The organism is Streptomyces sp. KL109B (genome assembly GCF_030766935.1).
Classification (GTDB): domain Bacteria; phylum Actinomycetota; class Actinomycetes; order Streptomycetales; family Streptomycetaceae; genus Streptomyces.
Window position 1 is genome coordinate 74,787 of sequence record NZ_JASERL010000004.1, and the last position, 19,915, is coordinate 94,701.

A 19,915-nucleotide genomic window follows, 5' to 3' on the forward strand; every position below is an offset into this window, starting at 1 on the left:
GAGGGTGCAGGGTCCTAGAGGCCGCAGGGCCCTTGGGGTCGTAGGGAGGTACGTACGTGGTTGAGATCGTCAGGATTCTGGCTCGCCGCATCGCGCTGCTCGTGCCGCTGCTGCTCGGCATCGTGGCGTTCGTGTTCCTCGTGATGAGGTTCTCGGACGTCGATCCGGCCTCCGCGCACTTCCAGGGCACGAACCCGACCGCCGAGCAGCTGCACGCCTTCCGCGAGGAGAACGGCCTCGACGACCCGCTGCCGGTGCGCTACTTCGCGTTCGTGGGGCAGCTACTGCGCGGGGACATGGGCACGAGCGTCCTCAACGGCGGTCCCGTGCTCGACCAGGTCGCCACCGCGCTGCCGCTGACCATGCAACTGACGCTGCTGGGGCTGACGTTGGCCGTCGTGCTCGGACTGATCGGCGGGGTCCTCGCGGCGCTCTACCGGGACCGGCTGCCCGACCAGCTGATCCGCGTCGTCTCGCTCGTCGGCGTCGCGGCGCCCAGCTTCTGGGTGGCGCTGCTGCTCATCCAGTACCTGGCGGTCGACCTCGGCTGGTTCCCCACCAGCGGGTACGTGAATCCGAACGACTCGCTCAGCGGCTGGCTGCGCACCATGACCCTGCCGGCCCTCGCCCTGTCCCTGCCGGTCGCCGCCACCCTCACCCGTATCGTGCGCACCGCGATGGTCGAGGAGCTGGACAAGGACTACGTACGCACGGCCATCGGCAACGGCCTGCCGCCGGTCGTCGTGGTCGGCCGCAACGTACTGCGCAACGCGCTCATCAACCCGCTCACCGTGCTCGGCCTCAAGGTCGGCTATCTGCTGGGCGGCGCCGTGGTGTTGGAGACGGTCTTCGCGCTCCCCGGCATGGGCACCCTGATGATCAACGCGGTGAAGAACGGCGATCCGGCCGTCGTCCAGGGCGTGGTGATCACCGTCGCCATCGCCTTCGTCCTCGTCAACCTCGCCATCGACGTCCTCTACCTCCTGGTCAACCCGCGACTGAGGAGTTCCGCCTGATGCTCGTGACGCTCACAGGCCGCAAGAAGCTCGCCGACCGCCTCTCCCGCCCCGGCCTGCGGCTGCGCGGACTGAAGCGGCTCCCGCCGCTGTCCCGCCTCGCCCTCGCCCTGATCCTCGCCGTGGCGCTGATGGCCGTACTGGCCCCGCTGCTCGCCCCGCACGACCCGCTGGAGCAGTTCCCGCAGGCGGGCGGCACCGGACACCCGTCCGCCGAGCACTGGATGGGCCAGGACAGCCTGGGCCGGGACATCCTCAGCAGGCTGATGTACGGGGCCCGTTGGTCGCTCGTCATCGGGCTCGGCGCCACCGCGCTCGGGCTGCTCGCCGGGGCGCTGCTCGGGGCCTTCGCCGCGACGTCCCGCAAGGCGGCGGACGAGACGGTGATGCGCACCCTCGACGTCATCATGGCGTTCCCGGGGGTGGCGCTCGCGGCCGTGCTCGTCGCCGTGTTCGGCGGCAGCGTCCCGGTCCTGATCTGCGCCATCGCGTTCCTCTACACGCCGCCGATCGCGCGCGTCGTACGGGCCAATGTCCTCGACCAGTACGGGGAGGACTACGTGACGGCGGAGCGGGTCATCGGCGCCCGCACCCCGCACATCGTGTGGCGGCACGTCGCGGTGAACTGCGCGGCGCCGATCCTAGTGTTCTGCACGGTGCAGGTCGCGGAGGCCATCGTGTTCGAGGCCTCGCTGTCGTTCATCGGCGCGGGCGTCAGGCCGCCGGACCCGTCGTGGGGCTCGGTCATCGCCGACGGCAAGAACATGGTGCTGATCGGCGGCTGGTGGGCGACGGTCTTCCCCGGCCTGATGATGCTGATCACGGTGCTTTCGCTGAACATCCTCAGCGAGGGCGTCTCCGACGCGTGGGCGGCGCCGGTCGCCCGAGACGTGCCGGCGCGGGAGCCCGACCGCCTGGAGGCCCCGGCCCCCGGCACCGGACAGGTCCTCGAACTCCCGGGCCTGACCGAGGCCGCCACCCGGCTTCGCGCCCGCGCCCGCCCCCGCCCGCAGGGCCCACCCGTCCTCGCGGTCCGCTCCCTCGCCATCGGCTTCGACGACCGGCACCGGGGCGTGGACATCGTCGACGGCATCGACTTCGACGTACGCCCCGGCGAAGTCCTCGGCCTCGTCGGCGAATCGGGCTGCGGCAAGTCCCTGACGGCGCTGACGGTGATGGGCCTGGCACCCAAGGGCGCCCGGATCCGAGGCCACATCACCTTCGACGGCGCGGACCTGACGACCATGCCGCCGCGCGCCCGCCGCCGCCTCCTCGGCCACGAGATGGCGATGGTCTACCAGGACGCCCTGTCGTCCCTGAACCCGGCGATGACGGTGCGCGCACAGCTCAAACAGGTCGTACGCCGAGGTGGCCGCCGCTCCCCCGCCGAACTGCTGCGCCTCGTCGGCCTCGACCCGCACCGCACCCTGCGCAGCTACCCGCACGAACTCTCCGGCGGCCAGCGCCAGCGCGTCCTGATCGCGATGGCGCTGTCCAGGGACCCGAAGCTGATCGTCGCGGACGAGCCGACGACGGCCCTCGACGTGACGGTCCAGGCCCAGGTCATCGAGCTCCTCCTTCGGCTGCGCGCCGAACTCGGCTTCGCCCTCGTCCTCGTCTCGCACGACCTGGCGCTGGTCGCGGACGTCACGGACCGGATCGTCGTCATGTACGGCGGCCGGATCGTGGAGACGGGCGTGACCGCCGCCCTCGTCGAGGCCCCGGCCCACCACTACACGCGCGGACTGCTCGGCTCGGTCCTTTCGCTGGAGTCGGCGGCCGAACGCCTCACCCAGATCAGGGGTGTGGTCCCCTCCCCCGCCGACTTCCCTTCCGGCTGCCGCTTCGCGGACCGGTGCCCGATGGCCTCGCAGGTGTGCCGGGTGGAGCGCCCGGAACTGGTGGGCGCGACAGAACAACACGCCACGGCCTGCCACCACCCTTCGCACGCGCTCGACGGGGAGCTGACATGACGCGGCCCATAGTGGAGTTGGCGAACGTGCACGTGGTGCACAAGGCCCGGACGGGCGGCCTGCTCTCCCGCGACCGGGTCTACGCCCTGACCGCCGCCGACCTCACCGTGGCGCCCGGCGAGACGGTCGGCGTGGTGGGCGAATCGGGCTGCGGGAAAACGACCCTGGCCAAGGTCCTGGTCGGCATCCAGCGGCCCACCGAAGGCACGGTGACGTACGCGGGCGACGACCTGTGGACGATGCCGCCCGCGCGTCGCCGTACGGCGGTCGGCAGCGGCGTCGGCATGATCTTCCAGGACCCGGCGACGGCCCTGAACCGCCGCCTGACGGTGCACCGCGTCGTACGCGACCCGATGGACGTGCACGCGCACGGCACTCCGTCCCAACGCGACGCCCGCGTACGCGAGTTGCTGTCGCTGGTCGGCCTCCCCGCCGCCCTCGCCGACGTGCTCCCCGGCCAGCTCTCCGGCGGCCAGCGCCAACGGGTCGCCATCGCCCGCGCCCTGGCCCTCGAACCCGACCTGATCGTCGCCGACGAACCCACCAGCGCCCTCGACGTCTCGGTCCGCGCCCAGATCCTCAACCTCCTCCTCGACCTGAAGGAACGCCTGGGCCTCGCCCTGATCTTCATCTCGCACGACATCCAGACGGTGCGCCGGATGAGCGACCGGGTCATCACGATGTACCTGGGCCGCATCGTGGAGGAATCCCCCGCGGCGTCGGTCCTGGCCCACTCCCACCACCCGTACACCCGCGCCCTCTTCTCGGCGACCCCCGGCCTCCTGGACCCCCTCGACCCGATCCCCCTGGAGGGCCCGGTTCCCTCGGCCACCCACCCGCCGTCCGGCTGCCCGTTCCGTACGAGGTGCTGGCGGGCGGACGAGGTGTGCGCGCGGTCGATGCCGGACCCGGACAGCACGGCGGGGCACACGTACCGCTGCCACCATCCGCTACTACCCTCCCCCGCATGATCACAGGCACCCACACCATCCTGTACTCCGCCGACGCCGAGGCCGACCGGGCCTTCTTCCGCGACGTCCTCGGCTTCCCGCACGTCGACGCGGGCGGCGGCTGGCTGATCTTCGCGGCCCCGCCGAGCGAGATCGCACTGCACCCGACGGAGGACGCGCCGAAACACGAACTGATGCTGATGTGCGACGACGTGCACCGCACCGTCGCCGAACTCAAGGAAAAGGGCGTCGTCTTCACCCAGCCGATCTCCACCCAACGCTGGGGCCACCTCACAGCCTTCCGCCTACCGAGCGGCACCGAGGTGGGCCTGTACGAACCCCTGCACCCGGTCGCGCACGGGTAGCACATCACGCCCCTGCGGCACTTGAGGCGCGGGGCCCGGGGCAGAGCCCCGACCCTTCCAGCCCCGCCGGCGCTTGAGGCGCAGGGTCCGGGGCAGCGCCCCGATCTTTCAAGCCCCTCCGGCGATTGAGGAGCGGGGCCCGGGGCAGCGCCCCGATCTTTCAAGCCCCTCCGGCGATTGAGGAGCGGGGTCCGGGGCAGCGCCCCGATCTCTCAAGCCCCTCCGGCGATTGAGGAGCGGGGTCCGGGGCAGCGCCCCGCGACCGCAACAACGGCTCAGCTCGGCGTCCGCGCCGCCGCCACCAACAACTCGCCCACCTCATCCGTACACAACGTCAGCGCAGCGCCCACCGTGCCGAGCACATCCCGCTCCCCCGCCGAATACACCCCATCCGCAAGCGCGATCCGCGCCCCCTGCAACAGAATCGACTCCCGCCCCGCCGGAGCGAGATGCGGCGCCAGCGGATCGAGCGCCTCGTGCAACTCGATCGCGAGCCCGGCCCCCGCCCCGCACTGCTCGGCCACCCGCCCCGCATCGGTCACCAACGCCTCGACCAGCGCCGCGAGTTGCTCCTCGGAGGTGTCCTCGAACCCAGCCTCCCGCAACGTACCCACGGCACACTCAAGGGACAGCCGCGACGTCCCACCCCCCGCGAGCACGGCCAACACCACCGTGTGCACGGCATCCCGCAGCATCGCCGAGAATCGGTGCGTGGTCGGGTGGTCGAGCGCGTCCGTGCCGAACCGCCCCTCGCAGGCCGCGCACTCGACGACGGGCCCCGCCTGCCCGCGCGGCACGACCGGCACACCGAGCAGCACCAACCGGCGGCGCCCGGTGCGCCGTTGATAGTTGCGATCGCCGCCGCAGCCCGGACAGAAGAACTCTCCGTCACCCACGGTCGTCCATGTGGTGTGCACACCGAACACCCGCGAGAGTCCGGCCCGTCCCATGCTTCCCCGATTCGGCAGCACGTCGCACACCTCCCGTCGTGGCGCCGCACCATCGCGGCGTTGGCGTGATGTTAGCCACATTGTTGATGCTGCGTCAGTACCTTGGTCACGCCGAGGTCACGGAACTTGGGATTCCTGGCCGGGAAGCGACGCGGCCCCGCACACCCACAAAAGGTGTACGGGGCCGGGAAACCGCAGCTCAACTACCTCAGCGGGCCGCGCGGTTGACCGCGGAGACGACCGCCTTCAGCGAAGCACGTGTCGTGTTCGCATCGGTGCCGATGCCCCACAGAACCTTGTCGCCGATGGCGACCTCGATGTACGACGCGGCGACGGCGGAGGCGCCCTCGCTCATGGTGTGCTCCTGGTAGTCGAGCAGCCGGGCGTCGATGCCGATGCCCTGCAGGGCGTGGAAGAAGGCGGAGATCGGACCGTTGCCCGAACCCACCAGAACCTTCTCCTCGCCGTCCACCTCGGCCTCGACGGTCAGCGTGTCCACGCCGTCCGTGTCGGTCGTGGTCTGGCCGTGCTTGACCTGGATGCGGCCCCACGGGTTCTCGGGGTTGGGCAGGTACTCGTCCTGGAAGACGCTCCAGATGTCCTTCGGCGTGACCTCGCCGCCCTCGGTGTCCGTCTTCTGCTGGATGACCTTGGAGAACTCGACCTGCATACGGCGCGGCAGGTCCAGGCTGTGGTCGTTCTTCAGGACGTACGCGATACCGCCCTTGCCGGACTGCGAGTTGACGCGGATGACGGCCTCGTAGGAGCGGCCGACGTCCTTCGGGTCGATCGGCAGGTACGGAACCGCCCACTCGATGTCGTCGACGGTCTTGCCGGCCTTCTCGGCCCGCGCCTCCATCGACTCGAAGCCCTTCTTGATGGCGTCCTGGTGGGAGCCGGAGAACGCGGTGTAGACGAGGTCGCCCGCCCACGGGTGGCGCGGGTGGATCTCCATCTGGTTGCAGTACTCGGACACGCGGCGGATCTCGTCGATGTCCGAGAAGTCGATCTGCGGGTCGACGCCCTGCGAGAACAGGTTCATGCCCAGCGTGACCAGGTCGACGTTGCCGGTCCGCTCGCCCTGCCCGAACAGGCAGCCCTCGATGCGGTCCGCGCCCGCCATGATGGCCAGTTCGGCGGCGGCGACGGCGGTGCCGCGGTCGTTGTGCGGGTGCACCGACAGGCAGACGAACTCGCGGCGGGTCAGCTTGCGGCCCATCCACTCGAAGCGGTCCGCGTGCGTCGACGGCGTCGAACGCTCCACGGTGGCAGGCAGGTTGAGAATGATCTCGCGGTCGGCGTCCGGCTGCCAGACATCACACACCGCCTCGCAGACCTCCAGCGCGAAGTCCAGCTCGGTGTCCGTGAAGATCTCGGGGCTGTACTGGTAGCCGAAGGCGGTCTCCGGGCCCAGCAGCTTCTCCGCGTACTCCATGACCAGCCGCGTGCCGTCGACGGCGATCTGCTTGATGTCGTCCTTCGAACCACGGAAGACGACCTCGCGGAAGACCGGCGCGGTCGCGTTGTACAGGTGCACGGTGGCGCGCTTGGCGCCGACGATCGACTCCACGGTCCGCGCGATGAGGTCCTCGCGGGCCTGGGTCAGTACGGAGATGGTGACGTCGTCGGGGATGGCCCCCGGCTCCTCGATGATCGAGCGTACGAAGTCGAAGTCGGTCTGCCCGGAGCTCGGGAAGCCGACCTCGATCTCCTTGTAGCCCATCTTCACCAGCAGGTCGAACATCTCGCGCTTACGGGCGGGCGACATCGGGTCGATCAGCGCCTGGTTGCCGTCGCGCAGGTCGGTGGAGAGCCAGCGGGGCGCCTTCGTGATCCGGTTGTCCGGCCACGTGCGGTCCGGGATGTCGACCTGCTCGTACTTGCCGTACTTGTTGATCGGCATGGCGGAAGGGCGCTGGAAGTTCGGCATGATGCGTGGGGCTCCTCAAAGGGGTGGCCGGTCAGTCGGCCGACGGCGCAACGCCAAACTCCGCGGGGAGGGGGTCGGCCTCGACTACAGGCCCTCGCCGCGGCAGCTAAGGAGAAGCAGCCCGTAACGCATGATGCACAGCACCTTAGCCCACTCCCGCTGATCGCAAAGGGCCGTATCAGTATGCGGGACCGCGGACAGGTAACGGGTAGAAGGTGATCCATCCCTCTATTTCACTAATCATGGTTGCAGGTAGTGACAGCCGCATGACCCAGTGCCACATTGCCTCGCATGACCGCGAACACAACGGGGAACCCAGCGGGGTTCGAGCCCGTCTTCTGCACCATCGTGCCGCCGCACGTCCTCGACAAGGCAGCCCAGAGCGAGGACTCCGCGATCGCCGCCAAGGCCCGCCGCTCCCTGGAGCGCGACGCCTTCGAGCGCACCCACCGCCGCATGACGACCGTCATCGGCGCGCCCTCCGTCGCCCCGCCGCCGGGCGTCACCGACCAGAAGCCGCACCGCACCATCTACGACGCCCGGCACCGCACGGAGCTGCCGGGCCGCAAGGTGCGCGGCGAGGGCGACAAGCCCGGCAAGGACGCGACCGTCAACCGCGCGTACGCGGGCCTCGGCGCGACCTTCGAGCTGTACCTGGAGAAGTTCTCGCGCTACTCGATCGACGGCGAGGGCCTGCCGCTGAACGCGACGGTGCACTACTCCGAGGAGTACAACAACGCCTTCTGGAACGGCGAGCAGATGGTGTTCGGCGACGGTGACGGCGAGATCTTCCTCGACTTCACCATCCCCGTCGACGTCATCGGCCACGAGCTGACCCACGGCGTCACCCAGTACACGGCGAACCTCACGTACTTCGGCCAGCCGGGCGCCCTGAACGAGTCGATGTCCGACGTCTTCGGCTCGCTCATCAAGCAGTACACGCTCGGCCAGACCGCCTCAGAGGCCGACTGGCTGATCGGCGCGGGCCTGCTCGCGCCGCGCGTCACGGGCGTCGCCCTGCGCTCCATGAAGGCACCCGGCACGGCCTACGACGACGACGTGCTCGGCAAGGACCCGCAGCCCGCCGACATGGACCACTTCGTGAAGACGGGCCGCGACAACGGCGGCGTGCACATCAACTCCGGCATCCCCAACCACGCGTTCTACATCCTCGCCGAGTCCCTCGGCGGGAACGCGTGGGAGCGGGCGGGCCAGATCTGGTACGACACCCTCACCGGCGGCAAGCTCAAGCAGGACTGCCTGTTCACCGACTTCGCCAAGGAGACGGTGCAGGCGGCGCAGGCCCGCTACGGCGGCGGCGAGGAGTACCAGTCGGTCCTCAAGGCCTGGGAACAGGTGGGCGTGCCCACGTCCTGACGCCGCACCCATTCCGGAGTAGACAGGACCCATGCGTATTCACGTCTCACGCACGGGCGGATTCGCCGGCATCGACCGGCACGCCGAGCTGGACACGGCGGGCCGGTCCGATGCCCACGAGTGGCACACGCTGGCCGACAAGGCCCTCGCCGCGGGCCGCGACACCCCTCCGATAGGCGTCCCGGACGGCTTCAGCTACACGATCACGGTCGACGACCACACGGTCTACTGCGCGGACCCCCGCCTCACGGAGGAGCAGCGGAGGCTGATCTCGCGGGTGCTGAAGGAGGGGGCGTAAGACCGGGTGTCTCATGGTGTCGACGGCGATCGACCCGAATCAAGCCCCGCCGGCGATTGAGGCGCGGGGTCCGGGGCAGAGCCCCGCAACCGCAACACCGGCGCCGTGAAACCCGGAACTAGAACCCGAGCTTGCGCAGCTGCCGAGGATCCCGCTGCCAGTCCTTCGCCACCTTCACATGCAGGTCGAGGTAGACCGGCGTACCGAGCAACGCCTCGATCTGCTTGCGGGACTTGATCCCGACGTCCTTGAGGCGCTTGCCCTTCGGGCCGATGATGATGCCCTTCTGGCTGGGCCGCTCGATGTAGACGAACGCGTGGATGTCGAGGAGCGGCTTGTCGGCCGGACGGCCCTCGCGCGGCAGCATCTCCTCCACCACGACGGCGATCGAGTGCGGCAGCTCGTCCCGTACGCCTTCGAGCGCCGCCTCCCGGATCAGCTCGGCGACCATGACCTGCTCGGGCTCGTCCGTGAGGTCGCCCTCCGGGTAGAGCGCGGGGCCCTCCGGGAGCATCGGGACGATCAGGTCGGCGAGCAGGTCCACCTGCTTCTCGCCCACCGCGGAGACCGGAATGATCTCCGCCCACTCGATGCCCAGCTCCTTGCCGAGCTGGTCGATCGCGAGGAGCTGCTCGGCGAGCCGCTTGCTGTCGACGAGGTCGGTCTTCGTGACGACCGCGATCTTCGGCGTCTTCTTGATCGACGCCAGCTCCTTGGCGATGAACTTGTCGCCGGGGCCGATCTTCTCGTTCGCGGGCAGGCAGAAGCCGATGACGTCGACCTCGGCCCACGTGGTGCGCACGACGTCGTTCAGGCGCTCACCCAGCAACGTACGCGGCTTGTGCAGGCCCGGGGTGTCCACCAGGATCAGCTGCGCGTCCTCGCGGTGCACGATGCCGCGCACGGTGTGCCGCGTGGTCTGCGGCTGGTCGGCGGTGATCGCCACCTTCTTGCCGACAAGAGCGTTCGTGAGGGTGGACTTGCCCGCGTTGGGGCGGCCGACGAAGCAGGCGAAGCCGGCGCGGTGCGCGGATCCGGCAGCGGGGGTGTGAACGCTCATGGCGCCCATTGTCCCCGATGCCAGGGGTGCCGCAGCACAGTGAGGCCCCGGTAACCGCCGGGCAGCCCTCCGGCAACCGCCCGGCAACAAGAAACACGACGGAAACGCGCGGGTGCGGAATCGGAAACGCGCGGCCGTGACGCTGGCCCGCATGCCCGCCACGACCGTGCCCCTCGCCGCCGCCCCCGCCCTCGACACCGGCGACACCGCCTGGCTGCTCGCCGCCACCGCGCTCGTCCTCCTCATGACGCCGGGCCTCGCCCTCTTCTACGGCGGCATGGTCCGCACGAAGAGCGTCCTCAACATGCTGATGATGAGCTTCGTGTCGATCGCGCTCGTGACGGTGGTGTGGCTGGTCGCGGGCTATTCGCTCGCGTTCGGCGACGACGCGTTCGCGGGCCTGATCGGCGGTCTCCAGCACGCGGGCATGGCCGGCGTCGGCCCGTCCGACGTGACCGGCACGGTCCCCACCTTCCTCTTCACGACCTTCCAGCTGACGTTCGCGATCCTCACGACGGCGCTGATCAGTGGCGCGGTCGTGGACCGTACGAGGTTCGGGGCGTGGCTGGTCTTCGTGCCGCTGTGGGCGCTGCTCGTATACGTTCCGGTGGCGCACTGGGTGTGGGGTCCCGGCGGCTGGATCGCGAACCACCTGGGCGCGCTCGACTTCGCGGGCGGACTGGTCGTGGAGATCGCGTCCGGCGCCTCCGGGCTTGCCCTGTGCCTGGTCCTCGGCCCGCGGATCGGCTTCAAGAAGGACGCGATGCGCCCGCACAACCTGCCGATGGTGGTCATGGGCGCGGGCCTGCTGTGGTTCGGCTGGCTGGGCTTCAACGGCGGCTCGGCGCTCGCCGCGAACGGCATCGCCGCGGCCTCCCTCTTCAACACCCTGATCGCGGGCTGCACGGGCCTGCTGGGGTGGCTGTTCGTGGAGCAGAAGCGGGACGGTCACCCGACGACGTTCGGCGCGGCGTCCGGCGCGGTGGCGGGGCTCGTCGCGATCACGCCGGCGTGCGGCGTCGTCGGCGTACCGGGAGCGGCCGTCGTCGGCCTCGCGGCGGGCGTCGTCTGTTCCTACGCGGTCGCCTGGAAGCTCCGCCTCGGCTACGACGACTCCCTCGACGTCGTCGGCGTGCACTTCGTGGGCGGCGTGGTGGGCACGCTCCTCATCGGCCTCTTCGCGACGTCGGCGATGACCGGCTCGGCGGCCAAGGAGGGCCTGTTCTACGGGGGCGGGCTCGGCCAGCTCGGCAAGCAGCTCCTCGCCGTGCTCGCGGTCGCCGCGTACACCTTCCTCGTCACGTACGGGATCGGGAAGGCCATCGACAGGCTGCTCGGCTTCCGGGCCGCGGCCGAGGACGAGCTGACCGGCCTCGACCAGACGGCGCACGCGGAGAGTGCGTACGATCACGGCGTCCTGAGCGCCGCCCCCGTCGCCCGAAAGGCCACGCCATGAAGCTGATCACCGCGGTCGTCAAGCCGTTCCGCCTCGACGAGGTCAAGGCCGCGCTGCAGGAACTGGGCGTGCAGGGGCTGACCGTGACCGAGGCGAGTGGCTACGGCCGACAGCGCGGGCACACGGAGGTGTACCGGGGCGCGGAGTACCAGGTCGACCTGGTGCCGAAGGTGCGTATCGAGGTCGTCGTCGAGGACGCGGACGCCGACCCGGCGATCGACGCGATTGTGCGGGCCGCACGGACCGGGAAGATCGGCGACGGCAAGGTCTGGGCACTCCCGGTCGACTCCGTCGTCCGCGTCCGCACGGGCGAGCGGGGCCCCGACGCCATCTGACCTCGGCGGTCGGCACCGGGCCAAAAGACTGGGGCTCTGCCCCATACCCCGCTCCTCAATCGCCGGAGGGGCTTGAATGACGCAACTTGAGAGCCCAAGTCCGGCAAATCAAGCCCCTGCGGCGCTTGAGCAGCGGGGCCCGGGGCAGAGCCCCGATCCTTCCAGCCCCGCCGGCGTTTGAGGCGCGGGGTCCGGGTCAGAGGCCGGCCTTCGGGCCGCAGACCGGCCAGGCGCCCGGTCCCTGCTCCGCGAGGACCTTGTTGGCGACCGTCATCTGCTCGTGCGGCGTAGCCAGATTCGCGGAAGACGCATACTGCGTACCCCCGTACGCCGCCCACGTCGACGGCGTGAACTGCAGCCCACCCGAGAACCCGTTCCCGGTGTTCGCGGCCCAGTTCCCACTGGCCTCGCACTGGGCGACGGCCTGCCACTGCGCGGTAGAGGCACCGGTGGCGGCCGAGGCGCTACCGGTCCCCGCGAGGACCAGCACTCCACTGGCACCGGCGAGAAGCGCGGCAGTGCCGACGGTACGGACACGGGACATACGGGCGGCGGGGCGACGAAGAGCGGCGGTGAACACGAAGCGGAACCTTTGTTCGGGGACGTTGACCGTCGCCCAACGCGGCTGCCGATCGAGCGGCTGCCTCAGCGGGCGACCACTCCACCGTGAGCCACGCGAACCCCCCGGCCCATGGGCCGCCGGACCCACCGGAACACCCTTCCGTCCCCGCCCCGCGCCCCGCCCCACCGGGCCCTGCGCCCCGGGCCGAACGTCCCGCCGCCCGCTCCCGGAGCCCCGCCGCCCACACGCACGACGCCCGCCGCCCCGGGCCGTAAGACCCCGGTAAACGGCGGGCGTGAGCGTACTCACAGACGGGGCGGCTCAGCCCGCCCGCAGCGTCTCCTTCACCGCCCCGTCGCCCCCGGCAAGGAACACCGGCGTACCGGCCCCGCCCAGGTCACGTACGGCGGCGAGGTCCTCGCCCGGCAGCGCGTCCGCCGCCGAGACCACGGCCGCCGCCTCCAGGGACTGCGCGCCGGACGCCACCGCCATGGCGACGGCCGTCTGCAGCGCGCTCAGCTTCAGGGAGTCGAGGGCGACGGTGCCCGCGACGTACGTACGCCCGGTCTCGTCGCGCACGGCCGCGCCCTCGGGCACACCGTTGCGGGCCCGCGCGGAGCGGGCCAGGGTGACGATCTTGCGGTCCTCGGGGCCGATGTCGGCGCTCTCAGTCATGGGGCGAGCTTACGGACCCCGGCCAGGCCGCCCCTCACCCGGCCACCGGATACATCGCCCCGCGCCGCCCCTCCGGCGACGCCAGCCACTCCAGCTTCGCCGCCGTGTCCGCCTCGGCCAGCGGCGTGTGCAGCACGACGGTCAGATCGGGCCGCGCCGGAATCTTCATCGCCGTCGACTCCAGGACGAGCAGCCCGGCCACCGGATGCGTGAGCTCCTTGCGGACCTGCCCCTGCGCCTTGATGTCGCGGCGCTCCCACAGCTCCACGAACTCCGGGCTCACCGCCTTGAGTTCGGCGACGACCTCCTGGAACCCCTCGTCGTCGGGGCACTCCGAGCAGGCGGCCCGGAACTGCGCGACGACCGTCGCCGCGTTCTCCTCCCAACTCTCGCTGCGGGAGCGGTAGATGGGATCCGTGAAGAAGTCGACGACGCAGTTCCCCCGGTTCTCCGGGCGCATCCCGAGCACGAGCGCCGCCGCGTCGTTGTACATCACGCAGTTGTAGTACGCGTCCATGATGTGCGCGGGGAACGGCATCCAGGCGTCGATGAGTCGCTGCAGCCCGTCGCACATCTGCTGATCCCCCGGCTCCACCTCGTACGCGGGCGGGTTGAGCCCCGCGAGCACATACAGGTGCCGCCGCTCCGAGCTGCTCATCCGCAGCACCCGCGCCACCGAGTCGAGGACCTGCGGCGACACCGAGATGTCCCGCCCCTGCTCCAGCCACTGGTACCAGGAGGCACCGACCCCGGCGAGCACGGCGACCTCCTCGCGGCGCAGCCCCGGCGTCCGCCTGCGGGCACCACCGTCGGGCAGCCCCGCCTCCGTCGGCGTGACCCGCGCCCGCCGGCTCATCAGGAACTCCCGCAACTCACTCAGCCGGTGCTTCTTCAGCGCTGCGCTCTCGGCCACGTACGCCATCCCCCTCGTAGCTGGTGGTGCGACCACCAGCATAAGTTCCCACTCTCCACGGATATTCCGGCCGTACGAAGCTCATGACCATGGCGATCGACACCGCGACACCCACCACTTCTCAGGCCCAACCACCCACCACACCCCGCCTGTCGTCCCGCGACAAGCTCGTCCTCTTCGTCCTGTGCGCCGCCCAGTTCATGGTGGCGCTCGACTTCTCCGTGCTGAACGTGGCGCTGCCGGTGCTCGGATCCGACCTCGGCATGAGCGCGTCCGCGCTGCAGTGGGCGGTGACCGCCTTCGCCCTGCCGTCCGGCGGCTTCCTGCTCCTCTTCGGCCGGATCGGCGACCTGTTCGGGCGGCGCCGGATCTTCCTGGCCGGGCTCGCGCTGTTCGGCGCGGCCTCGCTGCTCGCGACGTTCGCCTGGAACCCGGCCGCGTTCCTCGCCGGCCGCGCGCTCCAGGGCCTGGGCGCGGCGGCGATCGTGCCGACCGGCATGTCGCTGCTGACGACGACGTTCCCCGAGGGGCCGCGCCGCGACAAGGCCCTCGGCATCTCCGGCACCCTGATGTCCCTCGGCTTCACCGTCGGCATGGTGGCCGGCGGCGTCCTCACCGACACGCTCGGCTGGCGCTCCACGATGGGCCTCCTGACGGTCTTCGCCCTGATCGTGCTGCCGCTCGCCCCCGGCCTGCTGCCCGAGTCCCGCACCCCGGACCGCCCGCGCCTCGACATCCCCGGCGCCGTCACGGTCACCGGCGGCCTGCTCGCCCTGATCTACGCCCTGTCCACCGCGGCGGAGACCGGCTTCGGCCACGCCGACGTCCTGGTCACGCTGCTCGCGGGCCTCGCCCTGCTCGCCGCGTTCGGCTACGTCGAGTCCCGCAGCGCCCAGCCGCTGGTCTCGCTGCCGATGCTGCGCCGCCGCACCATCGCCTGGGGCAACCTGGGCGGCCTGGTCACCTTCTCGATGATGTCGACGATCGTGTTCGTGCTGACGCTGTACCTGCAGGAGACGCTGAAGCTGTCGGCGTTCGAGACGGGCCTCGTCTTCGGCGTGCAAGGTCTCGCCTCGGTGGTTGCGGGCACGTACGCCCCGAAGGTCATCGGCCGCCTCGGCGCCCGCCGTACGCTGGTCGGCTCGCTCGTCGGCCAGGGCCTGCTCACCGCCGCCCTGCTCGGCATCGGCGCCGGCGGCGCCTCGGTGTGGCTCGCGACCGTCGCCGTATCGGTGGCCAGCGCGTTCCACCTGGGCGCGATCGTCTCCTACGGACTCACCGTCACCTCGGGCGTCCCGAACGAGCAGCAGGGCCTCGCGACGGGCCTGGTCACCTCGACCCAGCAGATCGGCCTCACGGTCGGCATCCCGCTCCTCGGCGTCCTCGCGACGACGTCGAAGGACCTGCTGACCGGCGTGCACACCGTGATCGCGCTGGACGCGGCGATCCTCCTGGTGGCGGCGGTACTGGTGGCGCTGGGCCTGCGTACGCGTACGCGTACGCGTACGCAGCGCGGCTAGGGCCGGTCGAGCCGCAGTCGCTGCGCGCGCGGCAGGCCGGCCACCACCAGGTCGTACGAGTCCTCGACGAGTTCCCTGACCACCCGGTCCGGGAGCTCGTCGGGCCGGTCGACGGTCACCGTGTTCCAGTGCCGCTTGTTCATGTGCCAGCCGGGGACGACGAGCCCCTCGTACTCGCCGCGCAGCCGCACCGCGTCGTCCGGGTCGCACTTCAGGTTCACGGTCAGCGGCCGCGAGTCGAGGTGCGAGAGCGCGAACATCTTGCCGAGCACCTTGAAGACGGAGATCTCCGGGTCGAACGGGAAGTCCTCCACCGCCGCGTTGAACGACAGGCAGAACGTACGCAGCTCCTGCGGTGTCACTTCTCCTGCTCCCCCGTCGGCTCGGCCAGCACGGTCACGATCTTGTTCCGGCGGCCCGCCGCGGCCTCCGCGGTGAGCCGCAGCTCCCGCCCGTCCGGCAGCGCGACCACGGACGAGGCCCCGGCGATGGGGACCCGGCCGAGGGCCTTCGCGAGCAGCCCGCCGACCGTCTCGACGTCCTCGTCGTCGAACTCCTCGATACCGTACAGCTCGCCGAGGTCGCCGATGTCGAGCCGGGCGGTCACCCGGAACCGGTCGTCGCCCAACTCCTCGACGGAGGACACCTCGCGGTCGTACTCGTCGGTGATCTCGCCGACGATCTCCTCAAGGATGTCCTCGATGGTGACGATGCCCGCGGTGCCGCCGTACTCGTCGATGACGACAGCCACATGCGTACGCAACTGCTGCATCTCGCGCAGCAGATCGCCCGCGTTCTTGGTGTCGGGCACGAACGTCGCGGGCCGCATGGCCGTGGACACCAACTCGGCCTCGGCGTCCCGGTTGATGTGCGTCTTGCGCGCGAGATCCTTCAGGTACACGACGCCCACGACGTCGTCCTCGCTCTCCCCGACCACCGGAATACGCGAGAACCCGGACCGCAGCGCGAGGGTGAGCGCCTGCCGGATGGTCTTGTACCGCTCGATGACGACGAGGTCGGTGCGCGGCACCATCACCTCCCGTACGAGGGTGTCGCCCAGCTCGAAGACGGAGTGCACCATGCGGCGCTCCTCGTCCTCGATGAGGGACTCCTTCTCGGCGAGGTCGACGAGCGCGCGCAGCTCGGCCTCGGACGCGAAGGGCCCCCGACGGAACCCCTTACCCGGCGTCAGCGCGTTACCGATCAGGATCAGCAGCGGCGGAATCGGCCCCATGATCCGGGCCAACGGCAACAGCACATACGCGGCCGCCGTGGCGGTGTTCAACGGGTGCTGCCGGCCGATGGTCCGCGGCGACACCCCCACGGCCACGTACGACACCAGCACCATCACGCCGATGGCGACGAGCAGCGCCTGCCACGTCTCGGTGAACTCCTCCAGGCACGCGTACGTGACGAGCGCGGCGGCCGCCATCTCGCACGCGACGCGCACCAGCAACGCCACGTTCAGATAGCGCGTCGGGTCGGCCGCCACCTGCGCCAGCTTGGCGCTGCCGCGCCGCCCCGACCGTACGGCCTCCTCGGCGCGGAAGCTCGAAACCCGCGCGATACCCGCTTCGGCGCAGGCCGCCAGCCACGCCACGACGACCAGCGCCACGGCCCCCGCGATCAACGAAAAGCTCATGACACGGTCGGCGCCGGCGACGGCCCGGTCAGCCCCTGCTCCGCACGCCAGCCGTCCACGATGCCCGCCTGGAGGCCGAACATCTCGGCCTTCTCGTCGGGCTCCTCGTGGTCGTAGCCGAGCAGGTGCAGCACCCCGTGCACGGTGAGGAGCTGCAGCTCCTCGTTCATGGAGTGCTGCGTGGGCGCGTCCTCGCCCTGCTTCTTGGCGACCTCAGGGCACAGCACGATGTCACCGAGCAGCCCCTGCGGGGCCTCCTCCTCGTCCTTCATCGGCGGCCGCAGCTCGTCCATCGGGAACGACATGACATCCGTCGGCCCCGGCAGATCCATCCACTGCACGTGCAGCTGCTCCATGGCGTCGGCGTCCACGACGATCACCGACAGCTCGGACAGGGCGTGGATGCGCATCCGCGCGAGCGCGTAGCGGGCGATGTCGAGGATGGCCTGCTCATCGACCTCGGTTCCGGACTCGTTGTTGACGTCGATCGACATGGCGCTCTTGGACTACTTTCCTTGGTTCTTTCTGGGACGGCCCTTGTGTGTGCCGTTCTCCGTACCGTGCTCGGTGTCGTACTTGTCGTACGCGTCGACGATACGGGCGACGAGCTTGTGCCGGACGACATCCTGCGAGGTGAGCCGCGAGAAGTGCACGTCGTCGAGCCCGTCGAGGATGTCCTGCACCTGCTTGAGGCCGCTCTTCGTGCCACCGGGCAGGTCGACCTGCGTCACGTCGCCCGTGACCACGATCTTCGAGTCGAAGCCGAGCCGGGTCAGGAACATCTTCATCTGCTCGGGGCTGGTGTTCTGCGCCTCGTCGAGAATGATGAACGCGTCATTGAGGCTGCGCCCCCTCATGTACGCCAGCGGCGCCACCTCGATCGTCCCCGCCGCCATCAGGCGCGGGATCGAGTCCGGGTCGAGCATGTCGTGCAGGGCGTCGTACAGGGGGCGCAGGTACGGGTCGATCTTCTCGTACAGCGTTCCCGGCAGGAAGCCGAGGCGTTCGCCGGCCTCGACCGCGGGGCGGGTCAGGATGATGCGGTTGACCTGCTTGGACTGGAGGGCCTGGACGGCCTTGGCCATCGCCAGGTACGTCTTGCCGGTGCCCGCCGGGCCGATGCCGAAGACGATCGTGTGCTTGTCGATCGCGTCGACGTACCGCTTCTGGTTCAGGGTCTTGGGGCGGATCGTGCGGCCGCGCGAGGAGAGGATGTTCTGCGTGAGCACCTCGGCGGGGGTCTCCTGGGCCTCGCCCTCGCCGTTCTTCGTCGCCTTCAGCATCGCGATGGAACGCTCCACGGCGTCCTCGGTCATCGGTGCTCCCGTCCTCAGTACCAGCATCATCTCGTCGAACAGGCGCTGGATGAGGGCGACTTCGCCCGGCTGTCCCGTCGCGCTGATCTCATTGCCCCGGACGTGGATGTCGGCCTCCGGGAAGGCCTTCTCGATCACTCGCAGCAGCGCGTCCCCTGACCCCAGGACTTCGACCATGGGGTGCTTCGGCGGGACGGTGAACTGTGCGCGGGCGTTGGATGGTGTCTGCGTCATGAGCCGGGCCGGTGGCCCTTGCTTCCTCCCCGTGCGGGACTTCCTCAGCGGTGTTGTAACTGCACCGTCAAGGGTACGGCGCGGCTGTGACAACGCCGAGCGGGTTTCCGTTCCCGAAGCCCCTGCGAGCCCATCAAGCTCCTGCGGCGATCTTTCCAGCCCCGCCGGCGTTTGAGGCGCGGGGGCCTACGCCGAGCGACCGAAGCCGATCGTCGGGACCGCCCGGCGCAGGGGCCAGGCCCGTGACGTCTCCGGGAGCAGGGGGCCGAGGAAGGCGTACCGGTCCAGCGCGCAGCGGCTCTGGTGGTCGTTCGAGCGCGCCTCGTGCCACCACGCCGCGAGTTCCGACCAGCCCGGCGCCGACAGGGAGCCGCCGAATTCCTGCACGGAGAGGGCCGCCGTGAGGCCGGCGAAGGCGAGGCGGTCGGCGAGGGGCCAGCCGGCGAGGGTGCCGGTGACGAACCCGGCGACGAAGACGTCCCCGGCCCCTGTGGGGTCGAGGGCCGCCACCTCGATCGCCGGGACGGACGCCGTCTCGCCGGTCCGCCCGTCCACCGCGTACGCGCCCTCCGCGCCGAGCGTGACCACGGCGACCGGTACGTGCTCGGTGAGGGCGTGCGCGGCGGCGCGCGGGCAGCTCGTGCCGGTGTAGCGCATCGCCTCTTCGGCGTTGGGCAGGAACGCCTCGCAGTGCCGCAGTGCGGGCAGCGCCCCGAGGTCCCACCGCCCGGTGTCGTCCCACGCCACGTCCCCGAAGATCAGCGCCCCCGCCCGCGCGGCCCGCGCCACCCACGCCTCCTCGACCCCGGGCACGAGCGAGGCGACGGCGGCACGCGCGCGTGGCGGGCAGTCGGGGGCGGGCTCCTCCGGAGGCGGTTCGTGGCCGTGGCTGACCATCGTGCGTTCGCCCTCGTACGCCATCGACACGGTGACGGGCGAGTGCCAGCCCGGCACCGTACGGGCGTAGCTCAGGTCGATGCCCTCGCCGTGTTCGAGGGCGTCCCAGCAGTACTCGCCGTAGTGGTCGTCGCCGAAGGCCGCGGCGAGGGAGGTGCGCAGGCCGAGCCGGGCGAGCGCGGTCGCCATGTTGGCGACGCCGCCGGGGCTGGAGCCCATGCCGCGCGCCCAGGACTCCGTTCCGCGTACGGGCGCGGTGTCGAGGCCGGTGAAGACGATGTCGAGGAAGACCGTGCCGGTCAGGTACACGTCGTAGGGCGGATCGGCCGTCGTGCGCAGTGCGGCGAGGGGGTCCGTTCTGGGTCGGGTGGAGGTCACATCGCGCTCCCTGCGGTGGTACGGGTCCGGACAGTGTGCACGACCGGATCGCGTCCCATGGCGGGCGA

At 70.6% G+C, this 19,915-nt stretch carries 19 protein-coding genes and 1 pseudogene; 9 read left to right on the forward strand and 11 right to left on the reverse strand.

The features are described from left to right. Positions 1-56: 56 nt before the first annotated feature. From RBJ65_RS15010 to RBJ65_RS15025, 4 genes are read left to right on the forward strand one after another with little or no spacing between them, the layout of a single operon-like run. Positions 57-1,016, forward strand: a complete 960-nt coding sequence (locus RBJ65_RS15010) for an ABC transporter permease (protein WP_306321705.1) — start codon at positions 57-59, stop codon at positions 1,014-1,016. Then, the gene (locus RBJ65_RS15015) at positions 1,016-2,989 is read left to right on the forward strand and encodes a dipeptide/oligopeptide/nickel ABC transporter permease/ATP-binding protein (protein WP_306321704.1); all 1,974 of its coding nucleotides are present in this window, start codon (positions 1,016-1,018) and stop codon (positions 2,987-2,989) included. Before RBJ65_RS15010 ends, RBJ65_RS15015 begins: the two co-directional genes overlap by 1 nt. Then, positions 2,986-3,960: an ABC transporter ATP-binding protein gene (locus tag RBJ65_RS15020; RefSeq protein ID WP_306321703.1), complete on the forward strand. Its 975-nt coding sequence runs from the start codon at positions 2,986-2,988 to the stop codon at positions 3,958-3,960. Before RBJ65_RS15015 ends, RBJ65_RS15020 begins: the two co-directional genes overlap by 4 nt. Continuing rightward, complete coding sequence (locus RBJ65_RS15025; protein WP_306321702.1) at positions 3,957-4,304, forward strand: VOC family protein; 348 nt, start codon at positions 3,957-3,959, stop codon at positions 4,302-4,304. Before RBJ65_RS15020 ends, RBJ65_RS15025 begins: the two co-directional genes overlap by 4 nt. A gap of 275 nt (positions 4,305-4,579) precedes the next feature. Here RBJ65_RS15025 and RBJ65_RS15030 read toward each other — a convergent pair whose 3' ends face one another. Together RBJ65_RS15030 and leuA are read right to left on the reverse strand one after the other, a co-directional pair. Beyond that, positions 4,580-5,275, reverse strand: a complete 696-nt coding sequence (locus RBJ65_RS15030; protein WP_306321701.1) for a TerB family tellurite resistance protein — start codon at positions 5,273-5,275, stop codon at positions 4,580-4,582. Positions 5,276-5,462: 187 nt separating this feature from the next. Beyond that, complete coding sequence (leuA, locus tag RBJ65_RS15035; RefSeq protein WP_306321700.1) at positions 5,463-7,184, reverse strand: 2-isopropylmalate synthase; 1,722 nt, start codon at positions 7,182-7,184, stop codon at positions 5,463-5,465. 291 nt (positions 7,185-7,475) lie between these two features. Here leuA and RBJ65_RS15040 point away from each other — a divergent pair, with 291 nt between their 5' ends. Both RBJ65_RS15040 and RBJ65_RS15045 read left to right on the forward strand, forming a co-directional pair. After that, complete coding sequence (locus tag RBJ65_RS15040; RefSeq protein ID WP_306321699.1) at positions 7,476-8,561, forward strand: M4 family metallopeptidase; 1,086 nt, start codon at positions 7,476-7,478, stop codon at positions 8,559-8,561. 31 nt (positions 8,562-8,592) lie between these two features. After that, a complete protein-coding gene (locus RBJ65_RS15045; RefSeq protein ID WP_306321698.1) occupies positions 8,593-8,859 on the forward strand; it encodes a protealysin inhibitor emfourin in 267 nt (88 codons plus the stop codon). 118 nt (positions 8,860-8,977) lie between these two features. Here the strand turns inward: RBJ65_RS15045 and era are convergent, their stop codons facing one another. Then, positions 8,978-9,928 carry a GTPase Era gene (gene era / locus RBJ65_RS15050; protein WP_306321697.1) on the reverse strand — a complete coding sequence of 317 codons (951 nt, stop codon included), beginning with the start codon at positions 9,926-9,928 and terminating at the stop codon, positions 8,978-8,980. Between the two features lie 142 nt (positions 9,929-10,070). On the opposite strand from era, the gene RBJ65_RS15055 reads away from it, so the two are divergent. Both RBJ65_RS15055 and RBJ65_RS15060 read left to right on the forward strand, forming a co-directional pair. Next, positions 10,071-11,375: an ammonium transporter gene (locus tag RBJ65_RS15055; RefSeq protein ID WP_306321696.1), complete on the forward strand. Its 1,305-nt coding sequence runs from the start codon at positions 10,071-10,073 to the stop codon at positions 11,373-11,375. Further along, entirely contained in the window at positions 11,372-11,710 is a 339-nt protein-coding gene (locus RBJ65_RS15060) for a P-II family nitrogen regulator (RefSeq protein WP_306321695.1), read from the forward strand. The genes RBJ65_RS15055 and RBJ65_RS15060 overlap by 4 nt, the downstream gene beginning before the upstream one ends. A 214-nt stretch (positions 11,711-11,924) precedes the next feature. Here RBJ65_RS15060 and RBJ65_RS15065 read toward each other — a convergent pair. The 3 genes and pseudogenes from RBJ65_RS15065 to RBJ65_RS15075 form a co-directional block, all read right to left on the reverse strand. Continuing rightward, positions 11,925-12,254: pseudogene (locus RBJ65_RS15065) on the reverse strand (transglycosylase family protein); the annotation flags it as partial. A gap of 339 nt (positions 12,255-12,593) precedes the next feature. Beyond that, positions 12,594-12,947, reverse strand: a complete 354-nt coding sequence (locus RBJ65_RS15070) for a cytidine deaminase (RefSeq protein WP_306321694.1) — start codon at positions 12,945-12,947, stop codon at positions 12,594-12,596. Between the two features lie 34 nt (positions 12,948-12,981). Next, on the reverse strand, positions 12,982-13,869 hold the full coding sequence (locus RBJ65_RS15075; protein ID WP_306321693.1) for a helix-turn-helix transcriptional regulator: 888 nt from the start codon (positions 13,867-13,869) through the stop codon (positions 12,982-12,984). An 80-nt stretch (positions 13,870-13,949) separates the two neighbouring features. Between RBJ65_RS15075 and RBJ65_RS15080 the strand changes: the two genes are divergently transcribed. Then, positions 13,950-15,380, forward strand: coding sequence for an MFS transporter (locus RBJ65_RS15080; RefSeq protein ID WP_306321692.1), 1,431 nt, complete (start codon positions 13,950-13,952; stop codon positions 15,378-15,380). Here RBJ65_RS15080 and RBJ65_RS15085 read toward each other — a convergent pair. The 5 genes from RBJ65_RS15085 to RBJ65_RS15105 form a co-directional block, all read right to left on the reverse strand. Next, positions 15,377-15,742 (reverse strand): MmcQ/YjbR family DNA-binding protein, encoded by a 366-nt coding sequence (locus RBJ65_RS15085; RefSeq protein WP_306321691.1) that lies wholly within the window; start codon positions 15,740-15,742, stop codon positions 15,377-15,379. The genes RBJ65_RS15080 and RBJ65_RS15085 overlap by 4 nt on opposite strands. Then, complete coding sequence (locus RBJ65_RS15090; protein ID WP_306321690.1) at positions 15,739-17,022, reverse strand: hemolysin family protein; 1,284 nt, start codon at positions 17,020-17,022, stop codon at positions 15,739-15,741. The genes RBJ65_RS15085 and RBJ65_RS15090 overlap by 4 nt, the downstream gene beginning before the upstream one ends. Beyond that, positions 17,019-17,516, reverse strand: coding sequence for an rRNA maturation RNase YbeY (gene ybeY / locus RBJ65_RS15095; RefSeq protein ID WP_306321689.1), 498 nt, complete (start codon positions 17,514-17,516; stop codon positions 17,019-17,021). Before ybeY ends, RBJ65_RS15090 begins: the two co-directional genes overlap by 4 nt. Before the next feature lie 12 nt (positions 17,517-17,528). Further along, positions 17,529-18,572, reverse strand: coding sequence for a PhoH family protein (locus RBJ65_RS15100; protein ID WP_306321688.1), 1,044 nt, complete (start codon positions 18,570-18,572; stop codon positions 17,529-17,531). A gap of 186 nt (positions 18,573-18,758) precedes the next feature. Next, entirely contained in the window at positions 18,759-19,847 is a 1,089-nt protein-coding gene (locus RBJ65_RS15105; protein WP_306321687.1) for a carbohydrate kinase family protein, read from the reverse strand. Positions 19,848-19,915 lie beyond the last annotated feature (68 nt).

Excerpts from the sequence above, each read along its gene's own strand:
- RBJ65_RS15015 (WP_306321704.1), top strand. The coding sequence starts at position 1,016 with ATGCTCGTGACGCTCACAGGCCGCAAGAAGCTCGCCGACCGCCTCTCC.
- RBJ65_RS15020 (WP_306321703.1), top strand. The coding sequence starts at position 2,986 with ATGACGCGGCCCATAGTGGAGTTGGCGAACGTGCACGTGGTGCACAAG.
- RBJ65_RS15025 (WP_306321702.1), top strand. The coding sequence starts at position 3,957 with ATGATCACAGGCACCCACACCATCCTGTACTCCGCCGACGCCGAGGCC.
- leuA (WP_306321700.1), bottom strand. The coding sequence starts at position 7,184 with ATGCCGAACTTCCAGCGCCCTTCCGCCATGCCGATCAACAAGTACGGC.
- RBJ65_RS15040 (WP_306321699.1), top strand. The coding sequence starts at position 7,476 with ATGACCGCGAACACAACGGGGAACCCAGCGGGGTTCGAGCCCGTCTTC.
- RBJ65_RS15045 (WP_306321698.1), top strand. The coding sequence starts at position 8,593 with ATGCGTATTCACGTCTCACGCACGGGCGGATTCGCCGGCATCGACCGG.
- era (WP_306321697.1), bottom strand. The coding sequence starts at position 9,928 with ATGGGCGCCATGAGCGTTCACACCCCCGCTGCCGGATCCGCGCACCGC.
- RBJ65_RS15055 (WP_306321696.1), top strand. The coding sequence starts at position 10,071 with ATGCCCGCCACGACCGTGCCCCTCGCCGCCGCCCCCGCCCTCGACACC.
- RBJ65_RS15060 (WP_306321695.1), top strand. The coding sequence starts at position 11,372 with ATGAAGCTGATCACCGCGGTCGTCAAGCCGTTCCGCCTCGACGAGGTC.
- RBJ65_RS15070 (WP_306321694.1), bottom strand. The coding sequence starts at position 12,947 with ATGACTGAGAGCGCCGACATCGGCCCCGAGGACCGCAAGATCGTCACC.
- RBJ65_RS15075 (WP_306321693.1), bottom strand. The coding sequence starts at position 13,869 with ATGGCGTACGTGGCCGAGAGCGCAGCGCTGAAGAAGCACCGGCTGAGT.
- RBJ65_RS15080 (WP_306321692.1), top strand. The coding sequence starts at position 13,950 with ATGGCGATCGACACCGCGACACCCACCACTTCTCAGGCCCAACCACCC.
- RBJ65_RS15090 (WP_306321690.1), bottom strand. The coding sequence starts at position 17,022 with ATGAGCTTTTCGTTGATCGCGGGGGCCGTGGCGCTGGTCGTCGTGGCG.
- ybeY (WP_306321689.1), bottom strand. The coding sequence starts at position 17,516 with ATGTCGATCGACGTCAACAACGAGTCCGGAACCGAGGTCGATGAGCAG.
- RBJ65_RS15100 (WP_306321688.1), bottom strand. The coding sequence starts at position 18,572 with ATGACGCAGACACCATCCAACGCCCGCGCACAGTTCACCGTCCCGCCG.